Source organism: Streptomyces sp. DSM 118878, from assembly GCF_052936595.1.
In genome coordinates, this window is sequence record NZ_CP193622.1 from 1703270 (window position 1) to 1728052 (window position 24783).

Below are 24783 nucleotides of genomic sequence, written 5' to 3' on the forward strand. Positions count from 1 at the left end.
TCGCCATGGAGTGGTTGCAACGGGCCGCGTGTGCCGACGAGAACCCCGACCTGTTCTTTCCCGTCGGAACCGCTGGACCCTCATTACGGGATGTCGACGCCGCCAAGCGCGTCTGCGCCCGCTGCCCCGTGCGCGGGCAGTGCCTGTCCTGGGCGATCAGGACGGGCCAGGCGTCGGGCGTGTGGGGCGGCACGGGCGAGGAGGAACGAGCGGCGCTGCGCAGGAGAGCGCTGAGAGCGGAGCGGACCGCGGCGGCGATCTCGTCGGCGCGGCTCGCCGGATGACCTACTTCATCCACTCGGCCTCGTACTTCGCGTACGTGCCGTCGTGCTTGGCCAGGTGCACGAACTGCTCGACGTACTCCTTGAAGTCCTGGTCGCCGCGCGGTGTCGCGTAGGCCTTCTCCGAGAAGGTGAAGGGCTTCTCCGGGTGGAGGGCGCAGAGTTCGGGGTGGATCCTCGACCGGTAGAGCGTCTCGCTCGCGTCGGTCATCATCACGTCGGCGCGGCCCGCCACGATCTCCTCGAAGATCGTGGTGTTCTCCGGGTGCAGCTTGATCGTCGCCCGCTTGATGTTCGCCCGGGCGAACTCCTCGTTCGTACCGCCGGGGTTGACGATGACGGTCCTGCCCGGCTCGTCGATGTCGGCGAGGGTGCCCGCACCGAACTCGTCCTTGTCCGCGCACCGCACGATCGGCGTCTTGCCGTCCTCGCGCGTGGGCTCGCCGAAGGAGACCTGCCGGGCGCGCGGCAGGGTGACCGACACCCCGCCGACGCCGATGTCGCAGCGGCGCGCGGCGACGTCCTTGGTGAGGTTCGCCCAGGTCGTGGCGGTGAACTCCGGCCTGGCGTCGAGGCTTTTCGCCAGGTCACGTGCCATGGAGATGTCGATGCCGCTATACGTGCCGTCCTTCGGGTCCCGCTTGGTGAAGGGGGCGTAGTCACCGGTCGTGCAGACCTTGAGGACGCCCCGCTCCGGCACCGTGTCGAGGAGGCTGCCGTGCGGGCGGTCCGGCCGCCGGGCCGCGTCGGGCGAGGCGGGGGCGGCGGCCGTGACGGCCAGCAGACAGACCAGGGCGGACAGGGTGGCGGCACGCTTCACGGGGGTCTCCTCAGCGCTCGGAGCGGCTCGAAGGGATCACCTTCGCAGACGCCCTGCCGTGGGCGGGTGGCGGCACCGGCCCCGCCCGGCTATGGGGCATCCGTTTCACGAGCAGCGGTCGCGGCGTAGTCGGTCGGGGTCCGGCCGTAGTACTTGCGGAAGGCACGGGCGAAGTGGCCACTGTCGGCGAACTGCCAGCGGGCGGCTATCTCCGTGACGGTCATGCGCCGGTGCGACGCGACGAGCGCGCGGCATGCCTCCTCGACGCGGCGGCGCCGGATGTAGGTGCTCAGCGGCAGGCCCTCCCTGGCGAAGGCCCGTTGGAGGGTACGCGGGGAGACGTTCAGCTCCCGGGCCAGAGCCGAGGGCGACAGGGCGGGGTCGGTGAGCCGGCGGTCGGCCAGGTCCCGCGCGGCCTGGGCCAGGGCCGGCGACAACAGGGGCTCCACGTCGTCCAGGCCGCCCCCGGCGGCGGCCCGGGCCAACTCGGCCAGGGTGCTGCGGGCGGCGTCGACCCCGGCCGGCCCGAGACGGTCCAGCGTCCGGCCCACCATGGCGGCGTGCGCCGTCAGCAGCCGCACCTCGGCGGTATCGGCCGGACCGGAGGCCGGCCCGCCCCGTCCGGACCGCACCTCTGCGGCGGGCAGGACGAGTACCCGCACGACGGTGTGCGGCGCCGCGGAGAAGTGGGACAGCCTTCCCCTCTGTACCAGCAGGCGGCCGGCCGGTGCCGTGTGCTCGGCTCCTGACGTTTCCTCGAACCGCCAGGCGCCCCGGTGGACGATCCACAGGCGTACGTGATCGTCGGCCCCGACCCGTCGGCCCGCCGTCCGCAGGGCGGCCGCGGTCTCGAAGCGGTTGAACATCATGTCCCGCACCCTGAAACCGCGGGACCGCGCCGAGAAGCCGGACACGGTCGTCCGGCGGAAGGGCGCCAGCGCGAAGGGCTCGCCCATCCGGCTCCGCCACTCGTGTGCGAAGTCGCTGAAGGCGTTCGCGCCGCTCACGTCCGCCGAGAAAGTGCCACTCATCGTTGTCGCGAATCTCCCGTTCGGGCTGACGCGCCGGTCCAAGACGCCGAGGTCCCACGCTTCCTACGGTTGTTCCGGCATGCATCGAAGATCCGACATCCGCGGTCCGGAATGTCGATACCAGGGTAATGAGGTGGCGCATTGAGCACGCTCGCGATCGTGGGCGCAGGTCCGCAACTGGGGCGCTCCATCGGCCGGCGGTTCGCCGCCGAGGGGGTCGACGTGGCGCTGATCGCCCGCAGCCGTACGACGCTGGAGGCGGTGGCCGACGACCTGTCGGACACGGGCGTGCGGGTCGAGGCGTTCCCCGCCGACGTGACCGACCGTCCCGCTCTGCACGCGGCGCTCACGGCCGCCGAGGAGCGGCTGGGACCGATCGACATACTCGAGTACTCGCCCGCGCCGTCCCTGGCCGACCTGCGCCGGGCGCCGCTGGTCGAGGCCACGAAGGTCACCGTCGACTCGGTGCTGGCCCAACTGGACCTCTATCTGCTCGGGGGCGTGGCGGCGGTGCAGCACGTCCTGCCCGGCATGCTGGAGCGCGGCACGGGGACGATCCTGGTCAGCAGCGGGGCGGGGTCGGGGCCGGTGATCGCCCCGCACGTGGCGAACGTCCAGATCGCCACCGGCGGGATGCGCAACTGGATCCTCAACCTGCACGCGGCGCTCTCCGGCACCGGCGTCTACGCCGCGCACGTGGCGATCGCCGCCTTCATCGGCCAAGGGGGCCACGACTCCCAGCCGCAGACGATCGCCGACGCCTACTGGCGGCTGCACACCGGGCGCACCGAAGCCGAGCTCGTCATCCAGGATCTGCCGGACGACTACCTGGAAAGGGGTTTGGCGGACAAGTTCGTCGAGCCCTGAGCAGTCGGCGGCCGCACGGCCGGGCCAGGCGGTGGGCGCCGGTCCGCTGCCCGGCGCAGGCGTGGTTCACGGCCTCGCGGCCCGGGAGATCGCCAGACTCGCCCTGCGCAGCGCCGTCACGGCCGCGGTACGGGGTCCGCCCTCGTCGGGTGCGACCAGCGACAACGCGCCCAGCGCGGCGCCGCGACGGCTCAGGATCGGGGCGGCGACGGTCGACATGGCGGTGGGCCCGGAGCGCAGTGGGTTGGGTATCGTCACGGCGCAGACGCCGTCGCTGCGGACGGTGGCCAGGAGTCGGCGGACGCGGGCCGCGTCGTCCGCGCCGGCCAGCGCTTCCTTCCGTATCCGCTCGGGAGCGTGCGCCAGCAGGGCGATGCCGATGCCGGTCCCGGTGAGGGGAAGGCGTCCGCCGACCCGGTACTTGACCGCCGCCGCGTCCCGTGCGGACAGCCGCTCCACCAGAACGGCCTCGTCACCGTCGCGCACGGCGAGGAGGATGTGCTGGCCGGTGGCCCGGTGCAGCTCCTGCATGAACGGCAACGCGGCGGCGCGCAGTCCGTGGCCGCGGGGCGCCAGCGAGGCGATCTCGAGCAGGTGCAGGCCGACGACGAAGTCGCCGTTGTCGAGGCGTTCGAGGGCTCCCACGTCCGTGAGCTGGGACGCGATCCGGGACGTGGTGCTCTTCGGAAGGCCCGCCCGGGCCGCGATGGTGTGAAGTGCCAGGCCCACGCCGGCCTCGGTGAAGGCACCCAGGACCCGGAAGGCCCGCTCCAGGATCGGTTCGCCGTGCGACGGCCTGCCCGAGCGCGGGACTTGTACCGGTGTTCCACTCATCGGAATCCTCGGTGCGCGTCATCTGCCACGGTTCGAACAATAACTCGTGACGTGCCCGCCCGGTGAGGGCGGGCGCCGGCCCTGGATCACCGGCGCCGGGCCGCAGGAAGCGCCGTCCGCCCGTAACGACGGGCAGCACAGACCGAGGAGACCACCATGGTGACCGACCCCGCGCCGCGCGACGTCCACGTCCCGCACCTCTATCCCGAACGGCAGATCGATCTCGGCGAGATCACCATGAACTATGCCGAGGCCGGTGACCCGGACCGGCCCGCCGTGCTGCTGATCCCCGAGCAGACGGGATCCTGGTGGTCGTACGAGGAGGCGATGGGCCTCCTCGCGGAGCACTTCCACGTCTACGCCGTCGACCTGCGGGGCCAGGGGCGCAGCAGTTGGACCCCGAAGCGCTACAGCCTCGACAACTTCGGCAACGACCTGGTCCGGTTCATCGCTCTGGTGGTGAAGCGGCCCGTCGTCGTCGCGGGCAATTCCTCCGGCGGCGTCCTCGCGGCGTGGCTGTCGGCGTACTCCATGCCCGGTCAGCTCCGGGGCGTCCTGTGCGAGGACCCGCCGCTCTTCGCGTCCGAACTCGTCCCGGCGCACGGTCACTCGATCCGGCAGGCGGTGGGGCCGGTGTTCGAGCTCTTCCGCACGTTCCTCGGCGACCAGTGGAGCGTGGGTGACTGGGAGGGGTTCTGCCGCGCGGCCGGAGTCTCGTCGTCGCCGATGGCGCGGTCCTTCGTGGCGGACGTGATCCCGCAGCACCTCAAGGAGTACGACCCGGAATGGGCCCGGGCCTTCTACGAGGGGACCGTCGGGCTGAACTGCCCGCACGAGCGCATGCTGGGCCAGGTCAAAACGCCGGTGCTCCTCACGCACCACGTGCACGGCACCGACCCGGAGACCGGGGACCTGCTCGGGGCGCTCTCCGACGAACAAGCCGCGCAGGCCATGCGTTTGATGAAGTCGGCGGGGGTGACGGTCGACTACGAGTCGGTGCCGGACGCGACGCACATGATGCACCAGTCCGACCCGGCGCGGTACGTCGAGATCTTCACGCGGTGGGCGGCCACGCTGACCGGGTGACCGGCTGTCGTGCGGGCAGGCGCGGTCGGGCTCCCGGCACGATGGCCGCCGCGCCTCGGCTAGCGTCGGAGGTGTGAGACTCGCGGATGCCCTGAACCGCCGCCCTGTCGTGCTCGACGGCGGCCTCTCCAACCAGTTGGAGGCCGCCGGGCACGACCTGAGCGACGCCCTGTGGTCGGCGCGGCTGCTCGCCGACGAGCCGACGGCGATCGAGGCCGCCCATCGCGCCTACTACGAGGCGGGCGCCGAGGTCGCCATCACCGCGAGCTACCAGGCGACGTACGAGGGGTTCGCCCGGCACGGCATCGACGCCCGCCGCACCGCCGAGCTGCTCCGGCTGAGCGTGGAGCTGGCGCGGCGGGCCGGCGCGGGCCTCGGCCGTGAGGTGTGGGTGGCCGCTTCGGCGGGGCCCTACGGCGCGATGCTCGCGGACGGCTCCGAGTACCGCGGCCGGTACGGGCTCACCGTGGCGGACCTGGAGCGCTTCCACCGGCCGCGCCTGGAGACGCTCGCCGCGGCGGAGCCCGACGTGCTGGCCCTGGAGACGGTGCCCGACACCGACGAGGCGCGGGCCCTGCTGCGGGCGGTGCGCGGCCTCGGGGTGCCCGCCTGGCTGTCGTACTGCGTGGCGGGCGGGCGCACGCGCGCGGGGCAGCCGCTGGAGGAGGCGTTCGCGCTCGCCGCGGACGCCGAGGAGGTGATCGCGGTGGGCGTGAACTGCTGCGATCCGCGTGACGTCGAGGCGGCGGCCGCCGTGGCCCGGCGCGTCACCGGGCTGCCGGTGGTCGTCTACCCGAACAGCGGGGAGGCCTGGGACGCCGGGGCGCGGGCCTGGCGCGGCCCGGCGCGGTTCGAACCCGGCATGGTCGCGGGGTGGCGGGCTGCGGGGGCGCGGCTGATCGGCGGCTGCTGCCGCGTGGGCCCCGCGGCGATCGCGGAGGCGGCGGCCGAACTGTCGCCGCCGGACCGCGCGGCCGGGGGACATGGCGCCTGAGACAGGGCGTCCGAGGCACGGCGTCCGGGGACACGGTGCCCGACCTGCGGGAACGCCGGTCGAGGGGAGGACTGTCAGTGGTGGGGTGCAGACTGACGGATACCTGAGACAACGACGTCGCGGAGGTGGCCGCCATGGCCGAGGTTCTTCTGTCCGTAGGCACCCGCAAGGGCCTGTTCATCGGCCGCAGGCGCGGTGGCGCCTGGGAGTTCGACGACAGTCCGTACTTCAACGCGCAGGCGGTGTACTCCGTCGCGATCGACACCCGTGGCCCGCGCCCCAGGCTGCTCGTGGGGGGTGACAGCGCGCACTGGGGCCCGTCCGTCTTCCACTCCGACGATCTCGGACGGACGTGGATGGAGCCCACGAAGCCCGCGGTGAAGTTCCCGAAGGACACGGGCGCGTCGCTGGAGCGGGTGTGGCAGCTCCACCCCTCGGCGGCCGAACCGGACGTGGTCTATGCCGGCACGGAGCCCGCCGCGCTGTACCGCTCGGAGGACCGCGGCGAGAGCTTCGAGCTGGTGCGCCCGCTGTGGGAGCATCCCACCCGCTCCCAGTGGGTGCCGGGCGGCGGCGGCGAGGGCCTGCACACCGTCCTGACCGACGCCCGCGACGCCCGTTCCGTGACCGTCGCGGTCTCCGCTGCGGGGGTGTTCCGCACCGAGGACGGCGGGGCGAGCTGGGCCCCCTCGAACAAGGGCGTCTCCGCGGTGTTCCTGCCGGACGAGGACCCGGAGTTCGGGCAGTGCGTGCACAAGGTGGCGCGGGACGCGGCCGACCCGGACCGGCTGTATCTCCAGAACCACTGGGGGGTGTATCGCAGCGACGACGCGGGGGCGAGCTGGACGGACATCGGCGGCGGTCTGCCCTCCGACTTCGGCTTCGCCGTGGTGGCCCACCCGCACCGCGGCGGCACGGCGTATGTGTTCCCGATCAACGCGGACATGGACCGGGTCCCCGCGGACCACCGCTGCCGGGTGTTCCGCACGGCGGACGCGGGCCAGAGCTGGGAGCCGCTGAGCGCGGGACTCCCCCAGGAGGACCACTACGGCACGGTGTTGAGGGACGCGATGTGCACCGACGGCAATGACCCGGCGGGCATCTACTTCGGCAATCGCAACGGCGAGGTGTTCGCGTCGGCCGACGACGGCGACACCTGGCAGTTGCTCGCCTCGCATCTGCCGGACGTGCTCTGTGTGCGGGCCGCGGCCATCGGTTGATCGAGGGCCGTGTGGCGGCAGTAGGGTGACGGCGTGGCACCACGACCCTTGCATGAGATCGTCGAACCAGGCTGGGCCAAGGCCCTGGAGCCGGTGGCCGAACGGATCGCCGGGATGGGGGACTTCCTGCGCGCGGAGATCGCCGCGGGGCGCACCTACCTCCCGGCGGGCCCGAACGTCCTGCGCGCCTTCCAGCAGCCCTTCGACGACGTCCGCGTCCTGATCGTCGGACAGGACCCCTACCCCACGCCCGGTCACGCGGTGGGGCTCTCGTTCTCGGTCGCGCCCGAGGTGCGTCCGCTGCCCGGCAGCCTCATCAACATCTACCGCGAGCTGGGCGACGACCTGGGCCTGCCGCCGCCGGCCAGCGGCGACCTCACGCCGTGGACGCGGCAGGGCGTGCTCCTGCTCAACAGGGCGCTGACCACGGCCCCGCGCAAGCCGGCCGCGCACCGCGGCAAGGGCTGGGAAGAGGTGACCGAGCAGGCGATAAGGTCCCTCGCCGCGCGCGGCAAGCCGCTGGTGTCGGTCCTCTGGGGACGGGACGCGCGCAATCTGCGGCCGCTGCTCGGGCAGTTGCCGTCGGTGGAGTCCTCGCACCCCTCCCCGATGTCGGCGGACCGCGGGTTCTTCGGCTCGCGCCCCTTCAGCCGGGTCAACGACCTCCTCGTACGGCAGGGCGCGCAGCCGGTGGACTGGCGGCTGCCGTGACCGCGGCCGGGTGCGTACTGGGCGTCGACTCGGGAGGCTCCGGTCTGCGGGCCGCTCTCGGGACTCCGGAGGGGGTGCCGTGCCCGGAGCCGGTGCGCTCGGCCGAGCCGGTGCGCACCGGGCCGCGCGGCATCGACGCCGGGCACTTCATGGAGTTGCTGCTGCCCATGGTGCGGGCCCTCCTGGCGGAGGCGGGCGGCGTGCGGATCTCCGCGGTCGCGGTCGGCGCCGCCGGGATGGCGACGCTCGGCGACGACCTGCGGGCGCGGCTGCCCGGCACGTTCGGCCGGGCGCTGGACGTGGAGCGGGTCGCGCTGGCCACGGACGCGGTGACCGCGTACGCGGGTGCCCTGGGCGACCGCCCCGGCGCGGTGGTGGCCGCGGGCACCGGGCTGGTCGCGGTCGGCACGGATCTCGCCACGTGGCGTCGCGCCGACGGCTGGGGGCATCTCCTCGGCGACTGCGGGGGCGGCGCCTGGATCGGGCGCGCGGGGCTCGAAGCGGCGATGCGGGCGCACGACGGCAGACGGGGCGGCTCGCGGGCGCTGCGGGACCGTGCGGAGACCGTCTTCGGTCCGCCGGCCGGGCTGCCGGGACAGCTCTATCCGCGGGCGGACCGGCCCGCGGTCCTTGCCTCCTTCGCGCCCGAGGTCGCGGCCTGCGCGGCGGATGACGTGGTGGCGCGCGGCATCCTCCGGGATGCCGCGCGGCATATCGCCGAGGCCGCCGCGGCCGTCTGTCCGCAGGACGTGGTGAGCGAAGTGGCGCTCACCGGCGGTCTCTTCGCGATGGGCGAGCCGCTGCTCGGCCCGTTGCGCGGGGAATTGTCGGAGTCGCTGCCGCGGGCACGGCAGGTCCCCGCCGCGGGCGATCCGCTGGACGGCGCCCTGCGCATCGCGGGCGATCTGGCGGCGGACCGGCTGCTGCTGCCGCACGACGCGCGCATGCTCTCCGTCCATGGGCAGGCCGGGCGGGGCGGGGAGTTGACCTCTGCGTAATTCATCAGACAAAAACGGACTTATACCGCCCACCTGCACCCTCCCCGAACAGCGTAAGGCCGCAAGCCAGTAGCATGCGGGCGCATGAGCTCCCCCACTGGGCCCGCATCCGGCCTGCCCGTACGAATGCCGCGCCCCCGTCAGCCGGGCCGGCACCGCCGTCCGGAGCCCGTCGCGGCTCCTGAGGGCGCGCCCGCACTGGTTCTCGCCGTGCCGGGCGCCCCCAGCACCACCACGCGCAGCCTCGCCGAAGAGGTCGTGAGCATCGCCCGCTCCGAGCTGCCCGGCCTCGACGCCAGGATCGGCTACCTCGACGGCACGCAGGACGCCACCGTCACGTCCTTCCCCGAGTTCCCCTCGCTGCACTCCGTGCTCGCGCACGCGACGGCCGAGCGCACCGCCCGCTTCGAGCGCGCGCGCGAGGCCGGCGCCGAGGTCGCCGAGCCGGAGGGCCCCGTCGCGGTCGTCGTGCCGCTGCTCGCGGGCCCCGACAGCGCGCTGATGGGGCGCATCCGGCAGTCCGTCGCGGACAGCCACGCCCCCGCCGAGCTGACCGATGTGCTCGGCCCGCACCCGCTGCTCGCCGAGGCGCTGCACGTGCGCCTGTCGGAGGCGGGCCTCGCCCGCGCCGACCGGGCCCGGCTGTTCACGGTGGCGACCGCGGCGGACGGCATCATCCTGGCCACGGTCGGCGGCGAGGAGGCCGTGCAGGCCGCCGGGATCACCGGCATGCTGCTCGCCGCGCGCCTCGCGGTGCCGGTGATGGCTGCCGCGCTCGACCAGGAGGGCGCCGTCGCGGCGATCGCCGAGCAGCTACGCGGTTCGGGCTCGGCCCAGCTCGCCCTGGCCCCGTACCTGATCGGCCCCGAGCTCGACGAGGGGCTGCTCGACGCGGCCGCGAAGGAAGCGGGCTGCTCGTCCGCCGATCCGCTCGGCCCCTACCCGGCGATCGGCAAGCTGGCGCTCTCGAAGTACACGACGGCCCTGGGCATCGCCCCGCAGCAGGCCTCGGGCGCGCCGGTGCACTGAGAGCCTGTGCGCTTCTCGTACGTACGCGGATGGGTCCGCCCCGATGTGGGGGCGGGCCCTTTCGCGTACGCGGGCGGGGCGGGCTCAGCCGAAGATCACGCAGGAGGCGGCGGGCGCGTCGATCGTGCCCGCCTTGCGGGGGATGCCCGTGTCCTGGTCGATCGTGAACCAGGTGACGTCACCGGAGCGCTCGTTGGCCGCGTAGAGGTGGCGGCCCGAGGGGTGGATGGCCAGGTCACGCGGCCAGTGCCCGCCGCACGGCACCGTGGCGGCGAGCCGGGGCGCCTCGTCGGGGCCGCCGAGGGCGAGGACGGAGATGACGTCCGTGCCGCGCGTGGCGGTCCACAGGAACCGTCCGTCGGGGGCGACGACGACCTCGGAGGGGTAGACGTCGCCCTCGGGGGCGTCGGCGAGGACGGTGACCTCGCTGAGCGGCTTGAGTGCGCCCGTCCCGGCGTCCCAGGAGCAGGTGGTGAGGGTGGGCGTCAGTTCGTTGAGGAGGTAGGCGCGGTCGCCGTCCGGGTGGAAGGCGAGGTGCCGCGGCCCCGAGCCGGGGCGCACGGCGACCTCGCGGTGGAGGGTCAGACCGTCGTCGCCGAACGCGCAGACGCGCACGGAGTCCGTCCCCAGGTCGACGCTGACGGCCCAGCGGCCGCTGGGGTCGGCGAGGACCTGGTGGGCGTGCGGGCCCTGCTGGCGCTGCGGGTGCGGTCCTGAGCCGGTGTGCCGCAGTTCGCTGGACGGGGTGGCGGCGAGGCCGCCGTCCTCGCGCAGCGGTACGGCGGTGACGCTGCCCGACCGGTAGTTGGCGGTGAGCAGGTGACCGTCGTACAGGTCGAGGTGGGTGGGGGCCGAGCCGACCGGTACGGGCTCGCCGTCGAGCTCCGGCTTGTCCCCGTCGAGGCGGTACGCGGCGACGGCGCCGTCGGACGTCTCGCTGACCGCGTAGAGGACGTTCCCGGCGGGCGAGAGGGCGAGGTAGGACGGGTCGGGGACCGCGTCGGTGGTGCTGAGGACGGTCAGCGCGCCGGTGTCCGCGTCGACGGCCGCGGTGATGACCCCGAAGCCTCCGGCGGCGGTGAAGGATCCGATGTAGGCCCGTCCGGCCTGCTTGCCCACGACCACTGGCTGTCCCCTCTCGACCGGGGCGCCGCGTGCCGGGCGCCGCTCGTGCGGCCGACGCTAGCAGTGGGTCTAGACCAGGTGGGCGGGGGCGAGCCCGTGGAGGTCATCGCGTGTGTCGCAGCTCACTCTCCCGCGCGGGCGGGCGGCGGAACATTCCTGACTGGTTCACCGTTCATCCATATGTGGCCACGGAGCCGCGAAGCCCCTCACCGAGAGGCGACCGTCCTCCGCCCGCCACCCCTCTGCCGCCCCGGCTGGTCTCCCCCGTCCAGCCGGGGCTCTTTTTTGTCTCCGCGATGTGTCCGCGATGTCTCCGCGATCAGGCTCCGAGCAGCGGTGTCCGCGGTGAGCTGTGCAGGGGGTCGGCCAGCTCGGCCAGGGCCTTCTCCAGGCCGTGCAGATGGGCGAGGGCCGGTTCGGCGACGGAGCCGTGCGGCACTTCGGCGGGTCCGGCCGCTCCGCGAGCGCTTCCGGCGGGCCCGGTCAGCGCCTCCACCGCGGCCTCCACGCGCCAGCAGGCGGCGGCGAGCCGGTCGTCGTGGGACGCCTCGGGGTCCGCGGCGATCGAGGCAAGGCCGCGCACCTCGTCGGCGCAGGCGTCGAGCAGGGCGATGACCCGCCGGGCGCGTTCCTTGCGGGCCCGCAGCGGGCTGAGCGGGTGGACCAGCGGGGCGAGGGAGAGGCGCACCTTGCCGAGGAGCTGTTCCAGCTCGGCGACGCGGGGCGCGGGGTCGGCCGTCCCCGAACCGGCGAGCCGGGCCGCGGCCTCGGCGGTGCAGGCGTGCACGCAGCGCAGGGCGCGTTCGATCCAGGCGTGGGTGGTGGCATGCGTGGTCACGGGCAGGATGAGCAGCACCGCGAGGGCGGCGCCGAGGGCTCCCGCCCCGGTCTCGGCCACCCGCAGGGCGAGCAGGGCCGGGTCGAGCACGCCGAGCAGGCCGTAGAGCACGCCGGCCATGACGGTCACCGCGAGCATCATCCAGGTGTAGGAGACGGCGGCCGTGTAGAAGATGCCGAAGACGCTGACGGCGACGATGACCGCCGAGGGAACGGGCGCCCCGTGCAGCGGCACGGCGACGACCAGGCCGAGGGCGATGCCGATGACCGTGCCGAGTACCCGGCGGAAGCTGCGGACGAGGGTCTCCCCGCTGGAGGCGGTGTTGACGAAGACCCACCAGGTGGCGCCCACGGCCCAGTACCAGCGCTGTTCGGAGAGCACCTGGCCCGCGGCGAGCGCGAAGGCGCCGCCCGCGACGGCCTGCACGGCCTGCCGTGTCGTCGTACGGGCGAGTCCGGTGCCGGGGTGGGGCGGCGGGGCGGCGGCCGGGGGCAGCCGGCGTTCGTAGCACCAGGCGCCGAACCGGACGGCCGCCGCGGTGCAGAGCGAGAGCAGGACGGCGGCGAACAGCTCGGGGAGCTGGCCGGGGACCGTGTGCAGGAACTGCGTCGCGAAGAACATCATGAACGCGAACACCCCGAGGGAGTGCCCGCGGGGCCCCCAGCGCCGCGCGTACACGCCGGCTCCCATGACGGCGAGGAAGGCGGCGTCGCGCGCCACGGGCACGTCGTGCAGCAGGGCGGCGACGGCGAGTACGGGGAAGCCGACGGCGGGCAGCAGGGCCGTGGTGACCGCCTGCCCCCGGACCGTGGCGTCGCCGACGGTGAAGAGGGCGAGCAGCGCGGCGAGCCCGCCCGTGATCGCCGCGACGAGCGAATGCCCGGCCAGGCCGCATACCGCCACCGCCCCGCCGATGCCGAGGACGGCCCGGGAGGCGAAGCGCAGCCGCACCCGTCCCGGATCCGGCGCCATGAACACCTTCTTCAGCACTGTCTCTCCGCCCCTTTCGCGTCCGGTCCGTGTGGTTCGTGCTGTTCGTGCGGTTCGCCGAGAGGAACCCGCATGAAAAAGGCGCCGCGGAATCCCGCAGCGCCATCGACGACACCATCAGACCATCTGATCGCCCCCTGGCTCAACCGCGGCCGGGCCCACTGGACCATTGGCCCACCGCACGGCCATTTCACTGGACCGTGGGCGGGCCAACGGATCACGCGTCAGACGGCCGGGCCGAAGCGCTCCCAGGCGCGGTGGCCGCCGAGCAGCCGTGTGACCGTACGCAGCACGGCGGTGGGCTCGCCCGTGGCCACGCCCGCGGTGCCGGTGGACAGCCCGGCCGATTCGAGGGCGCGGAGCCCCGGGCCCCAGGCGCCGAGGGCCTTGCCGTGCCGGAAGGCCTCCGTGACCAGGAGCAGCACCCGGGGGTCGATGCCCGCTCCGGCCGCCTTGTCGTCGACCTTGGCGTCGCGCGCCCCGTAGGCGTCGGGGGCCGGGGCTGGCGCGGCGGCGAGGAGGATGGCGTCGAACTCGATGGACCGCGCGGTGGTGAAGGTGCGCTGCACGGCGACCGGGTCGGCGTCGAGACCCAGTGTGCCGCCGGCCGGAGCGATGACCAGCGGGACCATGCCGGCGTCCAGGACCTCCTGGCGCACCGAGCGGACGCCGTCCAGGTCGGCGCCGTCGGTGACGATGCCGATGATGCGGCCGTCGACCGGCCACTCCTCGCCCACCTGGGAGAGGGCGGGGCTCGGCGCGACATCGGCGAGCGGGCCGACGGGCCGGGGCGCGGGCAGGCCGAGTCCCTTCGCGACCTGCGAGCAGAGCTCGGGGTCGATGTTGGCGAGCACCTTGAGCCCCCGCTCCTTGATGCCGGTCTCCCAGCATTTGCCGAGCTCGAAGGTGTAGGCGGCGACGAGGTGTTCGCGCTCGACGGAGGTCATGCTGAGCCAGAACTGCCGGGGCTGGCTGAAGTGGTCGTCGAACGTGGCCGGCGCCTCGCGCACCTTGTGGGAGGCGGCCACCTCCGCGGGCACCTCGATGTACGCCCCGGTGTCGGCTCCGGCGAGGAAGGGGCAGCCGCCGTCGGCGGAGTTGGGCCGGTAGGGCGCCACGCCCCGGTGCACGGCGGTCTGGTGCATGCCGTCGCGCAGCATGTCGTTGACGGGCGCGTGGGTGCGGTTGATCGGGAGCTGCCCGAAGTTGGGGCCGCCGAGCCTGCTGATCTGCGTGTCGAGGTAGGAGAAGAGGCGGCCCTGCAACAGCGGGTCGTTGGTGACGTCGATGCCGGGTACGAGGTGGCCCGGGTGGAAGGCGACCTGCTCGGTCTCGGCGAAGTAGTTCGACGGATTGGCGTTGAGGGTCAGCAGGCCGATCGGGCGGACCGGCGCCAGCTCCTCGGGCACGATCTTCGTGGGGTCGAGCAGGTCGATGCCCTCGAACATCTGGTCAGGGGTGTCCGGGAAGGTCTGGACGCCGAGCTCCCACTCCGGGTACGCGCCCGCCTCGATGGCGTCGGCGAGGTCGCGGCGGTGGAAGTCGGGGTCGACACCGCCGGTGATCTGCGCCTCCTCCCAGACCATGGAGTGGACGCCGAGCCGCGGCTTCCAGTGGAACTTCACCAGCGTGGTGGCGCCTTCGGCGTTGACCAGGCGGAAGGTGTGGACGCCGAAGCCCTCCATCATCCGGTAGGAGCGCGGGATGCCGCGGTCCGACATGTTCCACATCGTGTGGAAGGTGGCCTCGGTGTGGAGGGTGACGAAGTCCCAGAAGGTGTCGTGGGCGCTTTGCGCCTGCGGGATCTCGCGGTCGGGGTGCGGCTTGCCCGCGTGGATGATGTCGGGGAACTTGATCGCGTCCTGGATGAAGAACACCGGGATGTTGTTGCCCACGAGGTCGAAGACGCCCTCCCGGGTGTAGAACTTCGTGGCGAAGCCCCGGGTGTCCCGCACGGTGTCCGCGGAGCCGCGTGAGCCCAGGACGGTGGAGAAGCGGACGTAGACCGGGGTCTCGACGCCCTCGGCGAGGAAGTCCGCCTTGGTGATCCCGGCCGCGGAGCCGTAGCCCCGGAAAACGCCGTGCGCGGCGGCGCCGCGGGCGTGCACGACGCGCTCGGGGATGCGCTCGTGGTCGAAGTGGGTGATCTTCTCGCGCAGGTGGTGGTCCTGCAACAGCACGGGGCCGCGGGACCCCGCCTTCAGCGAGTGGTCGGTGTCGTACAGGCGCGCGCCCTGAGCGGTGGTCAGGTAGGCGCCGTCCTGGGCGACCTTGTCCTGCGGCACCCCGGTCGCCTGCCCGGTGGGGCTGTAGGTGTCCGGGCCGCGCTGGTCGGGCTTGGGCGGCAGCGGCTCCCGCGGCTCCGTGGGCTCGTCGACCGGCACGGCCTCCGGGCCGGGGGCGCCCGGGATCTCATTTCCCGTGCGCATGGCCTTCTGGACCTTTTCCACAGCCTTCTCCGCGGCGGCCGCCACCGGGTTCTTCTTCTCGCTCACTGGGTTCCGATCCTTCGACGGTACGGTGCCACGCGCAGGGTGAGTGGCACTGGGCAGGGGCGATATCGCGTGACGACGGGTACCCCGTCCCCCGGAGGGAGACACATGCACTGCGCCGTCCGGGGCGGCAGTGCCATCATGGGCGCATGGGTAAAAGCGCGCTCATCGTCATCGACATGATCAATACGTACGATCACCCCGACGCCGAGCAGCTCATCCCGTCCGTACGCAAGGCGTTGCCCGCGGTCGTGGGGCTGATCGAGCGGGCACGACGGGAGGGTGTACCGGTCATCTATGTGAATGACAATTTCGGTGAATGGCGCTCCCATCACGGGGAGATAGTCGATACCGCCCTGTCCGGGCCGCATTCCGAGCTGGTCCGTCCCGTGCGACCGGATGACGCGTCACTGTTCGTGGTGAAAGCCCGTCATTCAATCTTCTTCGAGACACCGCTGACTTATCTGCTCTCCCAGCTCGACGTCGACCACGTGGTCCTTTCCGGGCAGGTGACCGAGCAATGCGTGCTGTATTCCGCCCTCGACGCGCACATTCGCCATCTACGGGTGACGGTGCCCGAGGACGCGGTGGCCCATATCCACCCCGACCTGGCCCAGGCCGCGCTGCTCATGATGGAGCGCAACATGCACGCGGCCATCACCGACTCCGAGGGAGTCGCGTTCTGAGGGGCCGCCGCCAACCGGAGGAGTGCTCGTGACCGACCGACAGCGCGTCCTGCGCGGCCGCACGGCCGTGGTGACCGGCGCCGCGCGCGGTATCGGCGAGGCCGTCGCCACGGAGCTGGCCGCGCGCGGAGCGAAAGTGGCGCTCCTCGGCCTGGAGGAGCGGGGGCTCGCCCGGGTGGCCGCCGCGCTGCCCACGGCATCGGGGCACTGGCACGTGGACGTCACCGACGACGCGGCGATGGCCCGCGTGGCGCGGGAGGTGCGCGGCCGGCTCGGCCCCGCCTCGGTCGTCGTCGCGAACGCCGGGGTGGCCGAGGGCGGCCCGTTCGTCGACTCCGACCCCGCGACCTGGCGGCGGGTCATCGAGGTGAACCTCGTGGGCAGCGCGATCACCGCCCGCACCTTCCTGCCCCAGCTCCTGCACACCCGCGGGCACTACCTCCAGATCGCCTCGCTGGCGTCGATCGGCGCCGCCCCGATGATGAGCGCGTACTGCGCATCGAAGGCGGGCGCGGAGTCCCTCGCCCACACCCTGCGCGCGGAGCTCGACCCGCTGGGGGTCGGCGTGGGCATCGCCTACCTGAGCTGGATCGACACGGACATGATCCGTGACGCCGACCAGTACCCCGTACTGCGTGAACTGCGGGCGCACATGCCGTCGCCGGCCCGCAGGATCCACCCCGCGACGCCGGTGGCCCGCCGCCTCGTGCGCGCGATCGAGCGGCGGGAGACCAGCGTGTACGTGCCGGGATGGCTGCGGGGCGTGCAGGCGGTGCGGGCCGCCCTGCCGGGGCTCGTGACCCGTTTGGCCCGGCAGGAGCTGACGCGCTCGGAGTTCTCGTCGACGGGCCTGCTCGGTGCCGGCGGGCGCGCGGCTCAGGCCCGGGACCACGTGTAGAGCAGCGCGCCCAGCGGATGTGCGGGCGTCCGGGGGACGTACTGCCTGGTGGGCGGCTTCGCGGGTATAGGGCCCTGGGTGAGAACTCCCGGCACCGCGGCGGAGACGTCCAGCGCTCCGACGCCACTCAAGAAGGCTCTGACCACCCCCCTCCTGTACTTCTTCATCCTCGGAGACGTGCTCGGCGCGGGCGTGTACGTCCTGGTGGGCCAGGTGGCCGCCGACTCCGGCGGCGCCGTCTGGGTGCCCCTGGTCGTGGCGCTCTGTCTGGCGCTCCTGACGGCCACCTCGTACGCCGAACTGGTCACCAAGTACCCGCGCGCGGGCGGCGCCTCCCACTACGCCACGCTGGCGTACGGGCCGTTCGCCGGCTTCCTCGCGGGGTTCTGCATGCTCGCGGCGGGGATCGTGTCGGTCGCCGCGCTGGCCCGCGGGTTCGGCGGCGACTACCTGTCCGAGTTCGTGACGCTCCCCGTCGTGCTCGTCACGGTCGTCTTCCTCGCCGCGCTCGCGCTCCTGAACGCGCGCGGCATCCGTGAGTCGACGCGGGCCAACGTCGTGGCCACGGTCATCGAGGTGAGCGGCCTCGCGATCGTGGTCGGGCTCGGCCTGTGGATCGTGCTGCGCGGCGACGGCGACGTGGGCAGGCTGACGCAGCTCGGAACGGCGAGCCACGGCCCCGCGGCGGCCGTGCTGACCGGCGCGGTGCTCGCCTACTACTCCTTCGTCGGTTTCGAGACGTCCGTCAACGTGGCCGAGGAGACCCGCGACCCGCGCCGCTCGTACCCGCGGGCCCTCTTCGGCGCGCTGGTCACCGCGGGCGCGGTGTACGCCCTGGTCGGAGCCGCCGCCGCGGCGGCCGTACCGACCGAGAAGCTGGCCGAGTCCAGCGGGCCGCTGCTCGAAGTCGTCAAGGAGGCGGGCGGCGTCCCCACCGAGCTGTTCAGCGCCATCGCCCTGGTGGCGGTGGCCAACGGTGCCCTGCTCACCGGCATCATGTCGTCCCGCCTCGCCTACGGCATGGCACGCGACGGGCTGCTGCCGTCCTTCCTGGCCAAGGTGCTGCCCGGCAGGCGCACACCCTGGGCCTCGATCGCCGCGACCACGGCACTCTCCCTGCTGCTCGCGCTGACCGGGGACGTGGCCACGCTCGCCTCGACCCTGGTGCTCCTGCTGCTGGTGGTCTTCTTCCTCGTCAACACCTCGGCGCTGGTGCTGCGCCGCCGCGACACCGCGGCCCGCGACCACTTCCGGGCGCCGCTCGTGCTGCCGTTCCTCGGCGCGGTCTCCTGCGTGGTGCTCGCGACGCAGGTCGAGCGTGAGGTGTGGCTGCGGGGCCTGGCCGTGCTCGCGGTGGGCGCGGTGTGCGGCGCCGCGGCGGCGGCAGGGCTGCGGCGCGGCGGCTGAGAGCCCGCGCCGTGCGCTACGGGTGCAGGGCCGCCCACGTGTTGGGGCCCACGAAGCCGTCCGCGCTCAGGCCGACGCTCTGCTGGAAGTTCTTGACCGCGGCCAGCGTGGCGTCGCCGAAGATCTTGTCCTGGGCGACGCTCTTGTAGCCGTAGACCTTGTTCAGGATGCACTGGAGGTGGCCCACGGCGTCGCTGGCGTGGCCCTTGCCGAGTTCCGGGTGGTCGCCGGTGTAGGGGCAGTAGCGCCACTCGCCGTTGGTGGCCTGCCTGGTCCCGACGTCGGTGCCCGCCCCGGCGCTGGCGACGGCCGGTCCCGCGATCAGCGCACAGCCGAGCAGCGCGGCGGCGATCGTACGGGTGCGGAGGGCTCTGCTGGGTCGCGAAGTCACGGTGGTCTCCCGAACTGTGGTGGGTACGTGGGGTGTGCGGATCAGACCCAGGGGCAGCGGGGCAGCCCGGGGTAGGGGTGCTTCTGGGTCTGTACGACCTTGGCGGGCACCATGCCCCAGCCCTTGATCCCGGGGAGGCTCACCACCTCGTCGCCCTGGGTGTAGTACCAGACCTTGTTGCCGTCGGGCGCGGCGTCGCCCAGCGTCCAGCACACGAACCAGCTCGGGGAGAGCTTCAGGCGGCCGGTGACCGGCGCGTTGAACGCGGGGCGGCCGAACGCGTCGGAGGCCAGGTTGTCGCAGTACAGGTCGAGGCTGAAGGCGTTGCCGAGGGTGTCCCTGTGCGGCTGGTTCTGCCGCAGTGAGCAGGTGGCCGACGCGTCGGCGGGACCGGCCGCGGGTGCCGGGCCCGCCTGGGCGGCGGGGGCCGCCGCCGCGGACAGGGCCAGGCAGAGCGCGGCGCCCGCGAGGGCGGTGCGGCGCTTGCCGGGCGTGGAGGGTCGGCTCATGCGCGTACTCCTGTGGGCTCGGGCGGGGGCGAGGGGCGGTGTCATGACCAGGTGCACTGCTTGAGGCCCGGGACGGGGTGCGTCGGCGAGGAGAGTTCGGCGGCGGGGAGGTAGCCCCAGCCCTTCGCCGTCCTGGCGCCGGAGACCGTGTCGCCCTGGGTGTAGTACCAGATGTCGCCGCCCTGGTAGACGCTGCCGCGCTTCCAGCAGACGAACCAGCTCGGCGAGAAGGCGATCTGGCCGTTCACCGTGGAGTCGGTGGTGGACTGCACGCGGATCGAACCGGTGTTGTGCGCGCACACCACGTCACCGAGGAAGTGCATGCCGGTCCAGTCGGTGTGCCTGGCTTCGGTCCGCGACTGGCAGGCCGCGGTGTCGGCCGAGGCCGAAGCGGTGCCCTGCGAGGCCGGTGACACGGTCAGGACGGCGGCGCTGACGGCGGCGGACGCCAGGGCGGCCCGCCATCCTCTCCCCCGGCTCCCGCCGCGGCGGAGGCGTGGGCGCCCGGCGTCCGGTTCGTTCCCTTCGCGCTGTGGTGCGAGCTGTCTCACGGCCATGTCGGCTGTCTCCCGGCAGATCACTCCGCGTGGTGGGCCGTGGGGGCGCTCTCGGCAGTCGTCCGGCCCGCTGACGTTCCGATGGTGCCGCCGAGCCCTGACACGTGTCTGACACGCCCTCTCCCCCGCAGGGGCCGCGCGTGCCATCGTGTTCGTTCGACTGGTCCGGACCAGGGCTTCCACGGTTTGACGGCTTCCACGGCTTCGGGACAAGGGGCGTACGCATGCGCGGCACAACGGTTCTGCCCGGCGAGGGAAACAGCGGAGAACCGTCCGGCGACGGCATGCCGACGCACCGCCTGGAGGTGCCGATGCCCAACGCGCTGCCGTTCGCCATCGGCAGCTTCGACATCATGGGACCGATGTCACGGGCGGCCTTCCCCCACCGGCACACCTTCCACGAGATCGTGCACGTCACCGGCGGCACCGGCAGGCACGTGGTGGACCTGGACGGCTACCCGCTGCGCCCGCCCCACCTGTGCTTCATCGCCCCCGGCCAGGTCCATCACTGGGAGGACGCCGCCGGTCTGGAGGGCCGCGTCATCCTCTTCACCGACGACTTCCTCATCGACCACCCCGCCGACCGGGACCTCCTGCGGGGCCTCGGCCGGCGGGCCACGCTCGCGCTGCCCGAGGAGGCGGCGGAGTCGACCGCGCGGCTCGTCGCCGACCTGGAGGGCGAGTACCGGTCGGGCGCCACCGGTTTCCACAGCGTGCTGCGGTCGCTGCTGCACATCCTGGTGGTACGGGCCGCGCGGCTGCCCTCGGGCAGGGCCGCCGCCGCACCGCCCGCGTCGCCGCGGTCGCGGCCGGGTTCGGTGGCCGCGGAGTTCATGGCGCTGCTCGGCGGCCCCGAGGGGACCTCGTACTCGGTGCGGACGGGCGCGGAGCGGCTCGGCGTCTCGGTCGGCTATCTGAGCGAGGCGGTGAAGACGTCCACCGGCCGTACGCCCGGGGAGCTCATCCGGCAGGCCAGGGTGCACGAGGCCAAACGGCTGCTGCTGCACACGGAGTTGTCGGTACGTCAGGTCGCGGCGCGGGCCGGGTTCGGCGATCCGGCCTACTTCTGCCGCTTCTTCCGCCGCGAGACCGGGACGAGCCCGGGGGACTTCCGGCGTGGCACCGGCGATATTCACCACGACCACCGGCTCCAGTCCATCGCCCGGCCTCCCGCCTCCGCATAGCTTCTTAGCCGATCCGGAACCACCCCCACCCCCCTCAGGAGGAACGATGGACGACGAGATCGGCAGCGGAACCGGAGACGACACCCGTGGCGCGGGCGACGAGAGCGGGCCGCGGCGCGGCCGTGGACCGAGCCGCAAGACGGTACTCAGAGCCGCCGCCGCGGCCGGCCTGGCACTGCCGGTGGCGGGCCTCATGGGCGTCCCGGCCCTCGCCCGGACGGCGGGCGAGCGGGGCGAGGCCCCGGCGCTGACCCCGACCTGTGACGACGGCGACGACCCGACACCCCCGCAGATGGAGGGCCCGTACTTCAAGCCCAACTCCCCGCGGCGCACCTCGCTCGTCCAGCAGGGCACGCCGGGGGTGCGGCTCACCGTCACCGGTTACGTCTTCGGGCGGGCCTGCCGCCCGATAGGCCAGGTCCTGCTGGACTTCTGGCAGGCCGACACCTACGGGAGGTACGACAACGTCGGGTTCCGGTTCCGCGGACACCAGTTCACCGACGCCAACGGCGCGTTCAGGCTCACCACGATCGTGCCCGGTCTCTACCCCGGCCGTACCCGGCATCTGCACGTCAAGGTGCAGGCCCCGGGCCGTCCGGTCCTCACGACGCAGCTCTACTTCCCCGGCGAGCCGCGCAACAACACCGACGCGCTCTTCGACCCCCGGCTGCTGATGAACGTCCGTACCGTCGGAAACGCGAAGGAGGCGGACTTCGACTTCGTCCTGAACGTGCCGCAGTAGCGGCGCCGCACCGCACCCGGGCGACGGCGGTCCGCGTCCCACCCCCGTGGGGACGCGGACCGCGCGTCGTCACGGGCGCGCCGAGTACGCCCCACTCTCGGGGGCGAAGCGGCTTGCCCGCAACGGAGTTTCGGCGCGGCGGGGCCCGGCTGCGTCACGTCGTGGGCCGCTCCCCCGGCTCTCGGCTCCGCAGCGCGCAGACGCCGGTGAAGACGCCGGCCAGGTGGTCGGCGAGGGCGGCGAGGGCCGCCGCGGGCGGCAGGCCGTCGGGGTCGGCGAAGAGGTGGGCCGTCAGCCCTTCCGTGTACGCGGCGATCCGGGCGGCCTCGACGTGCTCGTCGGTCTCGGCGGCGACCTCTCCGCACTCCTTGGCGTTCACCAGCGCCTGGGCGAGGTGGGCGCGGGTGCGGCGCAGGGCGGCGACCTTCAGTTCCCCGAGGCGCGGGTCGTCGGCCGCGCGGCCGGTGAAGGCGAGCGCGACGCGCCAGTCCCCGCGCCGCTCGGCGTCCAGCGGCATGCCCTCGGCCAGCGCGTCGAGGACGATGTGCTCGATCCGCGTCCCCACGACCTCGGCGCGTCCGATCAGATCCGTCACCCGCCGCTCGAAGCGCTCCAGGACGTGGCCGTACGCGAACAGCAGCATCTCGTCCTTGCTGCGGAAGTAGTGCTGGACGAGCCCCACCGAGATCCCGGCCTCCGCGGCGGTCCTGGCGACCGTGACCGCGCCGAGGCCGTCGGCGGCGATGAGCCGCCCCACCGCCGCGGCCACCTGCTGACGGCGCTCTTCGTGGTCGGCGACGCGTGGCATGGGTCAACCATACCGACGTACGGTAACGTCATAACCGTATAGGCGTACGGTTATGGAGACAGGGGTCGGGCATGGGCGGATGGGGAGCGGGACTCAGAGGCGGGGCGCGCCGGCTCGGCGCCTTATCGGGAGTGATCGCGGTCCTCGTCACGGCGGGTTCGAGCCACGTCGGCGCCACCGCGGCGGCCGGGCCGGGCGACCGGTCGCGCGGCGTCATGGAACGCGTCGACGCCTACGCCGACGAGCAGCGTGCGCGGGCCCGGATACCCGGCATGGCGCTGGCGGTCGTCGAGGACGGCGAGGTCGTCCACCGGTTGCTGCGGGGCAAGGACGGCAAGGGGGACGCGGTCACGCGCCGGACGCCGTTCCTCATCGGCTCGCTGTCCAAGCCGGTCACGGCGACCGCGGTGACGCACCTGGCCGAGGCGGGCTCCGTCGAGCTGGACAGGCCCGTGCGCCGCTACCTGCCCTGGTTCCGGCCATCGGGCCCGGGGGCAGCGAGCATGACGGTACGTCACTTACTGAACCAGAGCAGCGGGTTGACCGAACGGGACGGGCTGGTGCACGCCGACCGGTTCGACAACGCGGCGGGCGGGGTCGAGCGGGTGGCCCGCGCCCTGGCCCAGGTCCGCACGGCGACACCGCCGGGTGAGCGCCACCAGTACAGCAACGCCAACTACATGCTCCTCGGCGCCCTGGTGGAGCGGGTCACCGGGCGGCCCTACGGGGCGTGGCTGCGGCAGGAGATCCTGCGGCCGCTCGGCATGGACCGCGCGATCGTCGACGACCACGACGCCGCCCGGCGGCATCTCGCCCCGGGGCACCGGTACTTCTTCCATCACCCCCGGCCGTTCGACGCCCCCTTCGACTCCTCCGGTGTGCCGTACGGCTACGTCGGCGCCGACATCGACGACCTGTCCCGCTTCGCACTCACCCAGCTCGGCGGCGGAGGCCCCGCCGCGCGCGCCGTCGTCTCCCCCGCCGGGCTGCGGCGGATGCACACCGGCACCGTCCCGGCCGGCACGTCGCACCGCTACGGGTTCGGCTGGCGCGACGACACCTTCGACGACCTCGGTGAGCGCGTCGTGTGGCACAGCGGGGCGACCCCGGGCTACCACGGCACCGTGGCGCTCGCCCCCGACCGCGGCCTCGCGGTCGTCGTACAGCACAACGCCTACCATCCGCTGCGGGACGAGCAGCTCAACTCCACCGCCTTCGGGGCCCTGCGCATCCTGCTCGGCGGCGAACCCCGGCCCGCCTCCGCCGACCCGATGCTCGCCACCATGCCGGCCGTCGTCGCCGCGGCCGTCGTCCTGGTCGGGGCGGCCCTCGGCTGGTCGCTGCTGCGGCTGGCACGGCCGGGCGGCGCCACCACGCGCGGGCGGCGCCGCGTTCTCGTCGGCGGAGCCGTCGCCGTCACCGGCCCGCTGCTCCTGGCCCACCTGGCCGTCCTCGTACTGCCCCGGCAGGCCACGGGCGTGGACCTGGCGCAGATCCTGCTGTTCGTCCCGGACGTGGGACGCCTGCTGGTCGCCCTCGCCGTGCTCTGCGGGGCGCAGGCCCTGGCGCGCACCGTCATCACCGTACGGACCCTGCGGTCCACACCGAACGCCACACGCTCCCGCACATCGAGAACGGCCGCGCCCTAGGCCAGTACGGCCCGGACCTTCTTCCCTCCCCGTTCCGTCCGTACGACGTCCACCCGGTGGGCCAGTTCGCGGACCATGGCCAGGCCTCGGCCGTTCTCCCGCTCGGTGCTCGCCTTGCGGGCCCGGGGGCGGACGGGGCTCGCGTCGTGGACCTCCACGGTCACTCGGCCGCCGGAGACCTCGACGCGCAGGCGGCAGCCGCCGCGTGCGTGCTGGACCGCGTTGGACACGAGCTCGGAGACGACCAGAGTGGCGTCGTCCACCCGCTCGGCGGTCACCTCTGTCTTGCGGCGGTGCGGCCTGACGAGGAAAGCGGAGGTCAGCTTCCGTGCCCGGCCCGCCGAAGCGGCCTCCTGCGGCAGTGCGTACTCAACTCCTGCGGTGGCCCTACGGGCGCGCTGGTGCGCACGCATGGCGGATCACTTCCCCTCCCTGTGACAAAAGCGGTGACCGCCGCGGTCGGGATCCGGGATCGCGGCGCGTTCCGTACGGCCGGCGGGATCGTGCTGGGCGGCGCCGGCCCTGCCTCTCGGTGATGCCCCCGCCCGCTGATCCCCAATCCGGCTGTGGGGCACGCCTCATCTCACCTCGTGGCGCGGCCCGTCGGAGATCCGCGGACGTTGACCTTGACATCAG

General features: G+C 73.4%; 24 protein-coding genes and 1 pseudogene. 14 read left to right on the forward strand and 11 right to left on the reverse strand.

What is annotated here, in order from left to right; all coding sequences use genetic code 11:
- Positions 1-5 precede the first annotated feature (5 nt).
- Positions 6-284, forward strand: a complete 279-nt coding sequence (locus ACRAKF_RS07130) for a WhiB family transcriptional regulator (RefSeq protein ID WP_447036057.1) — start codon at positions 6-8, stop codon at positions 282-284.
- Position 285: 1 nt separating this feature from the next.
- On the opposite strand, the gene ACRAKF_RS07135 is transcribed toward ACRAKF_RS07130, so the two are convergent.
- Both ACRAKF_RS07135 and ACRAKF_RS07140 read right to left on the reverse strand, forming a co-directional pair.
- Positions 286-1101 (reverse strand): transporter substrate-binding domain-containing protein, encoded by an 816-nt coding sequence (locus ACRAKF_RS07135; RefSeq protein ID WP_447036059.1) that lies wholly within the window; start codon positions 1099-1101, stop codon positions 286-288.
- Between the two features lie 89 nt (positions 1102-1190).
- The gene (locus tag ACRAKF_RS07140) at positions 1191-2132 is read right to left on the reverse strand and encodes a helix-turn-helix domain-containing protein (RefSeq protein WP_447036061.1); all 942 of its coding nucleotides are present in this window, start codon (positions 2130-2132) and stop codon (positions 1191-1193) included.
- 141 nt (positions 2133-2273) lie between these two features.
- Here ACRAKF_RS07140 and ACRAKF_RS07145 point away from each other — a divergent pair, with 141 nt between their 5' ends.
- The gene (locus ACRAKF_RS07145) at positions 2274-2999 is read left to right on the forward strand and encodes an SDR family NAD(P)-dependent oxidoreductase (RefSeq protein ID WP_447036062.1); all 726 of its coding nucleotides are present in this window, start codon (positions 2274-2276) and stop codon (positions 2997-2999) included.
- Between the two features lie 66 nt (positions 3000-3065).
- Here ACRAKF_RS07145 and ACRAKF_RS07150 read toward each other — a convergent pair whose 3' ends face one another.
- Positions 3066-3833, reverse strand: a complete 768-nt coding sequence (locus ACRAKF_RS07150; RefSeq protein WP_447036064.1) for an IclR family transcriptional regulator — start codon at positions 3831-3833, stop codon at positions 3066-3068.
- 156 nt (positions 3834-3989) lie between these two features.
- On the opposite strand from ACRAKF_RS07150, the gene ACRAKF_RS07155 reads away from it, so the two are divergent.
- The 6 genes from ACRAKF_RS07155 to ACRAKF_RS07180 all read left to right on the forward strand — a co-directional run bounded on the left by ACRAKF_RS07155 (position 3990) and on the right by ACRAKF_RS07180 (position 9871).
- Positions 3990-4919: an alpha/beta fold hydrolase gene (locus ACRAKF_RS07155; RefSeq protein WP_447036066.1), complete on the forward strand. Its 930-nt coding sequence runs from the start codon at positions 3990-3992 to the stop codon at positions 4917-4919.
- Between the two features lie 73 nt (positions 4920-4992).
- A complete protein-coding gene (mmuM, locus tag ACRAKF_RS07160; protein WP_447036068.1) occupies positions 4993-5913 on the forward strand; it encodes a homocysteine S-methyltransferase in 921 nt (306 codons plus the stop codon).
- A gap of 134 nt (positions 5914-6047) precedes the next feature.
- Complete coding sequence (locus ACRAKF_RS07165) at positions 6048-7133, forward strand: WD40/YVTN/BNR-like repeat-containing protein (protein WP_447036070.1); 1086 nt, start codon at positions 6048-6050, stop codon at positions 7131-7133.
- A gap of 33 nt (positions 7134-7166) precedes the next feature.
- Positions 7167-7844, forward strand: a complete 678-nt coding sequence (locus tag ACRAKF_RS07170) for a uracil-DNA glycosylase (RefSeq protein WP_447036071.1) — start codon at positions 7167-7169, stop codon at positions 7842-7844.
- Complete coding sequence (locus tag ACRAKF_RS07175; protein WP_447036072.1) at positions 7841-8842, forward strand: N-acetylglucosamine kinase; 1002 nt, start codon at positions 7841-7843, stop codon at positions 8840-8842. Before ACRAKF_RS07170 ends, ACRAKF_RS07175 begins: the two co-directional genes overlap by 4 nt.
- Before the next feature lie 84 nt (positions 8843-8926).
- Entirely contained in the window at positions 8927-9871 is a 945-nt protein-coding gene (locus ACRAKF_RS07180; protein WP_447036073.1) for a sirohydrochlorin chelatase, read from the forward strand.
- Positions 9872-9955: 84 nt separating this feature from the next.
- On the opposite strand, the gene ACRAKF_RS07185 is transcribed toward ACRAKF_RS07180, so the two are convergent.
- The 3 genes from ACRAKF_RS07185 to ACRAKF_RS07195 form a co-directional block, all read right to left on the reverse strand.
- A complete protein-coding gene (locus ACRAKF_RS07185) occupies positions 9956-10996 on the reverse strand; it encodes a lactonase family protein (RefSeq protein ID WP_447036074.1) in 1041 nt (346 codons plus the stop codon).
- A 319-nt stretch (positions 10997-11315) separates the two neighbouring features.
- Complete coding sequence (locus ACRAKF_RS07190; RefSeq protein WP_447036076.1) at positions 11316-12824, reverse strand: FUSC family protein; 1509 nt, start codon at positions 12822-12824, stop codon at positions 11316-11318.
- A 224-nt stretch (positions 12825-13048) separates the two neighbouring features.
- Positions 13049-15319, reverse strand: coding sequence for a catalase (locus ACRAKF_RS07195; RefSeq protein WP_447036077.1), 2271 nt, complete (start codon positions 15317-15319; stop codon positions 13049-13051).
- A gap of 146 nt (positions 15320-15465) precedes the next feature.
- On the opposite strand from ACRAKF_RS07195, the gene ACRAKF_RS07200 reads away from it, so the two are divergent.
- The 3 genes from ACRAKF_RS07200 (at position 15466) to ACRAKF_RS07210 (ending at position 18307) form a co-directional block, all read left to right on the forward strand.
- A complete protein-coding gene (locus tag ACRAKF_RS07200) occupies positions 15466-16002 on the forward strand; it encodes an isochorismatase family cysteine hydrolase (RefSeq protein ID WP_447036078.1) in 537 nt (178 codons plus the stop codon).
- 28 nt (positions 16003-16030) lie between these two features.
- Positions 16031-16900, forward strand: coding sequence for an SDR family oxidoreductase (locus ACRAKF_RS07205; protein WP_447036079.1), 870 nt, complete (start codon positions 16031-16033; stop codon positions 16898-16900).
- 78 nt (positions 16901-16978) lie between these two features.
- On the forward strand, positions 16979-18307 hold the full coding sequence (locus ACRAKF_RS07210) for an APC family permease (RefSeq protein ID WP_447036080.1): 1329 nt from the start codon (positions 16979-16981) through the stop codon (positions 18305-18307).
- 16 nt (positions 18308-18323) lie between these two features.
- On the opposite strand, the gene ACRAKF_RS07215 is transcribed toward ACRAKF_RS07210, so the two are convergent.
- Genes ACRAKF_RS07215 through ACRAKF_RS07225 form a run of 3 tightly spaced genes read right to left on the reverse strand, consistent with a single transcriptional unit; the run spans position 18324 to position 19764 of the window.
- Complete coding sequence (locus ACRAKF_RS07215; protein WP_447036081.1) at positions 18324-18698, reverse strand: peptidoglycan-binding domain-containing protein; 375 nt, start codon at positions 18696-18698, stop codon at positions 18324-18326.
- 41 nt (positions 18699-18739) lie between these two features.
- Positions 18740-19207 (reverse strand): hypothetical protein, encoded by a 468-nt coding sequence (locus ACRAKF_RS07220; protein WP_447036083.1) that lies wholly within the window; start codon positions 19205-19207, stop codon positions 18740-18742.
- 41 nt (positions 19208-19248) lie between these two features.
- On the reverse strand, positions 19249-19764 hold the full coding sequence (locus ACRAKF_RS07225) for a hypothetical protein (protein ID WP_447036084.1): 516 nt from the start codon (positions 19762-19764) through the stop codon (positions 19249-19251).
- A gap of 224 nt (positions 19765-19988) precedes the next feature.
- Here ACRAKF_RS07225 and ACRAKF_RS07230 point away from each other — a divergent pair, with 224 nt between their 5' ends.
- Together ACRAKF_RS07230 and ACRAKF_RS07235 are read left to right on the forward strand one after the other, a co-directional pair.
- Positions 19989-20948, forward strand: a complete 960-nt coding sequence (locus tag ACRAKF_RS07230) for an AraC family transcriptional regulator (RefSeq protein WP_447036085.1) — start codon at positions 19989-19991, stop codon at positions 20946-20948.
- A gap of 46 nt (positions 20949-20994) precedes the next feature.
- Positions 20995-21687 (forward strand): annotated as a pseudogene (locus ACRAKF_RS07235) (dioxygenase family protein); the annotation flags it as partial.
- Between the two features lie 157 nt (positions 21688-21844).
- On the opposite strand, the gene ACRAKF_RS07240 reads toward ACRAKF_RS07235, so the two are convergent.
- Positions 21845-22498, reverse strand: coding sequence for a TetR/AcrR family transcriptional regulator (locus ACRAKF_RS07240; RefSeq protein WP_447036086.1), 654 nt, complete (start codon positions 22496-22498; stop codon positions 21845-21847).
- A gap of 71 nt (positions 22499-22569) precedes the next feature.
- On the opposite strand from ACRAKF_RS07240, the gene ACRAKF_RS07245 reads away from it, so the two are divergent.
- Positions 22570-24147, forward strand: coding sequence for a serine hydrolase domain-containing protein (locus tag ACRAKF_RS07245; protein ID WP_447036087.1), 1578 nt, complete (start codon positions 22570-22572; stop codon positions 24145-24147).
- On the opposite strand, the gene ACRAKF_RS07250 is transcribed toward ACRAKF_RS07245, so the two are convergent.
- On the reverse strand, positions 24144-24560 hold the full coding sequence (locus ACRAKF_RS07250; protein WP_447036088.1) for an ATP-binding protein: 417 nt from the start codon (positions 24558-24560) through the stop codon (positions 24144-24146). The genes ACRAKF_RS07245 and ACRAKF_RS07250 overlap by 4 nt on opposite strands.
- Positions 24561-24783: the final 223 nt, after the last annotated feature.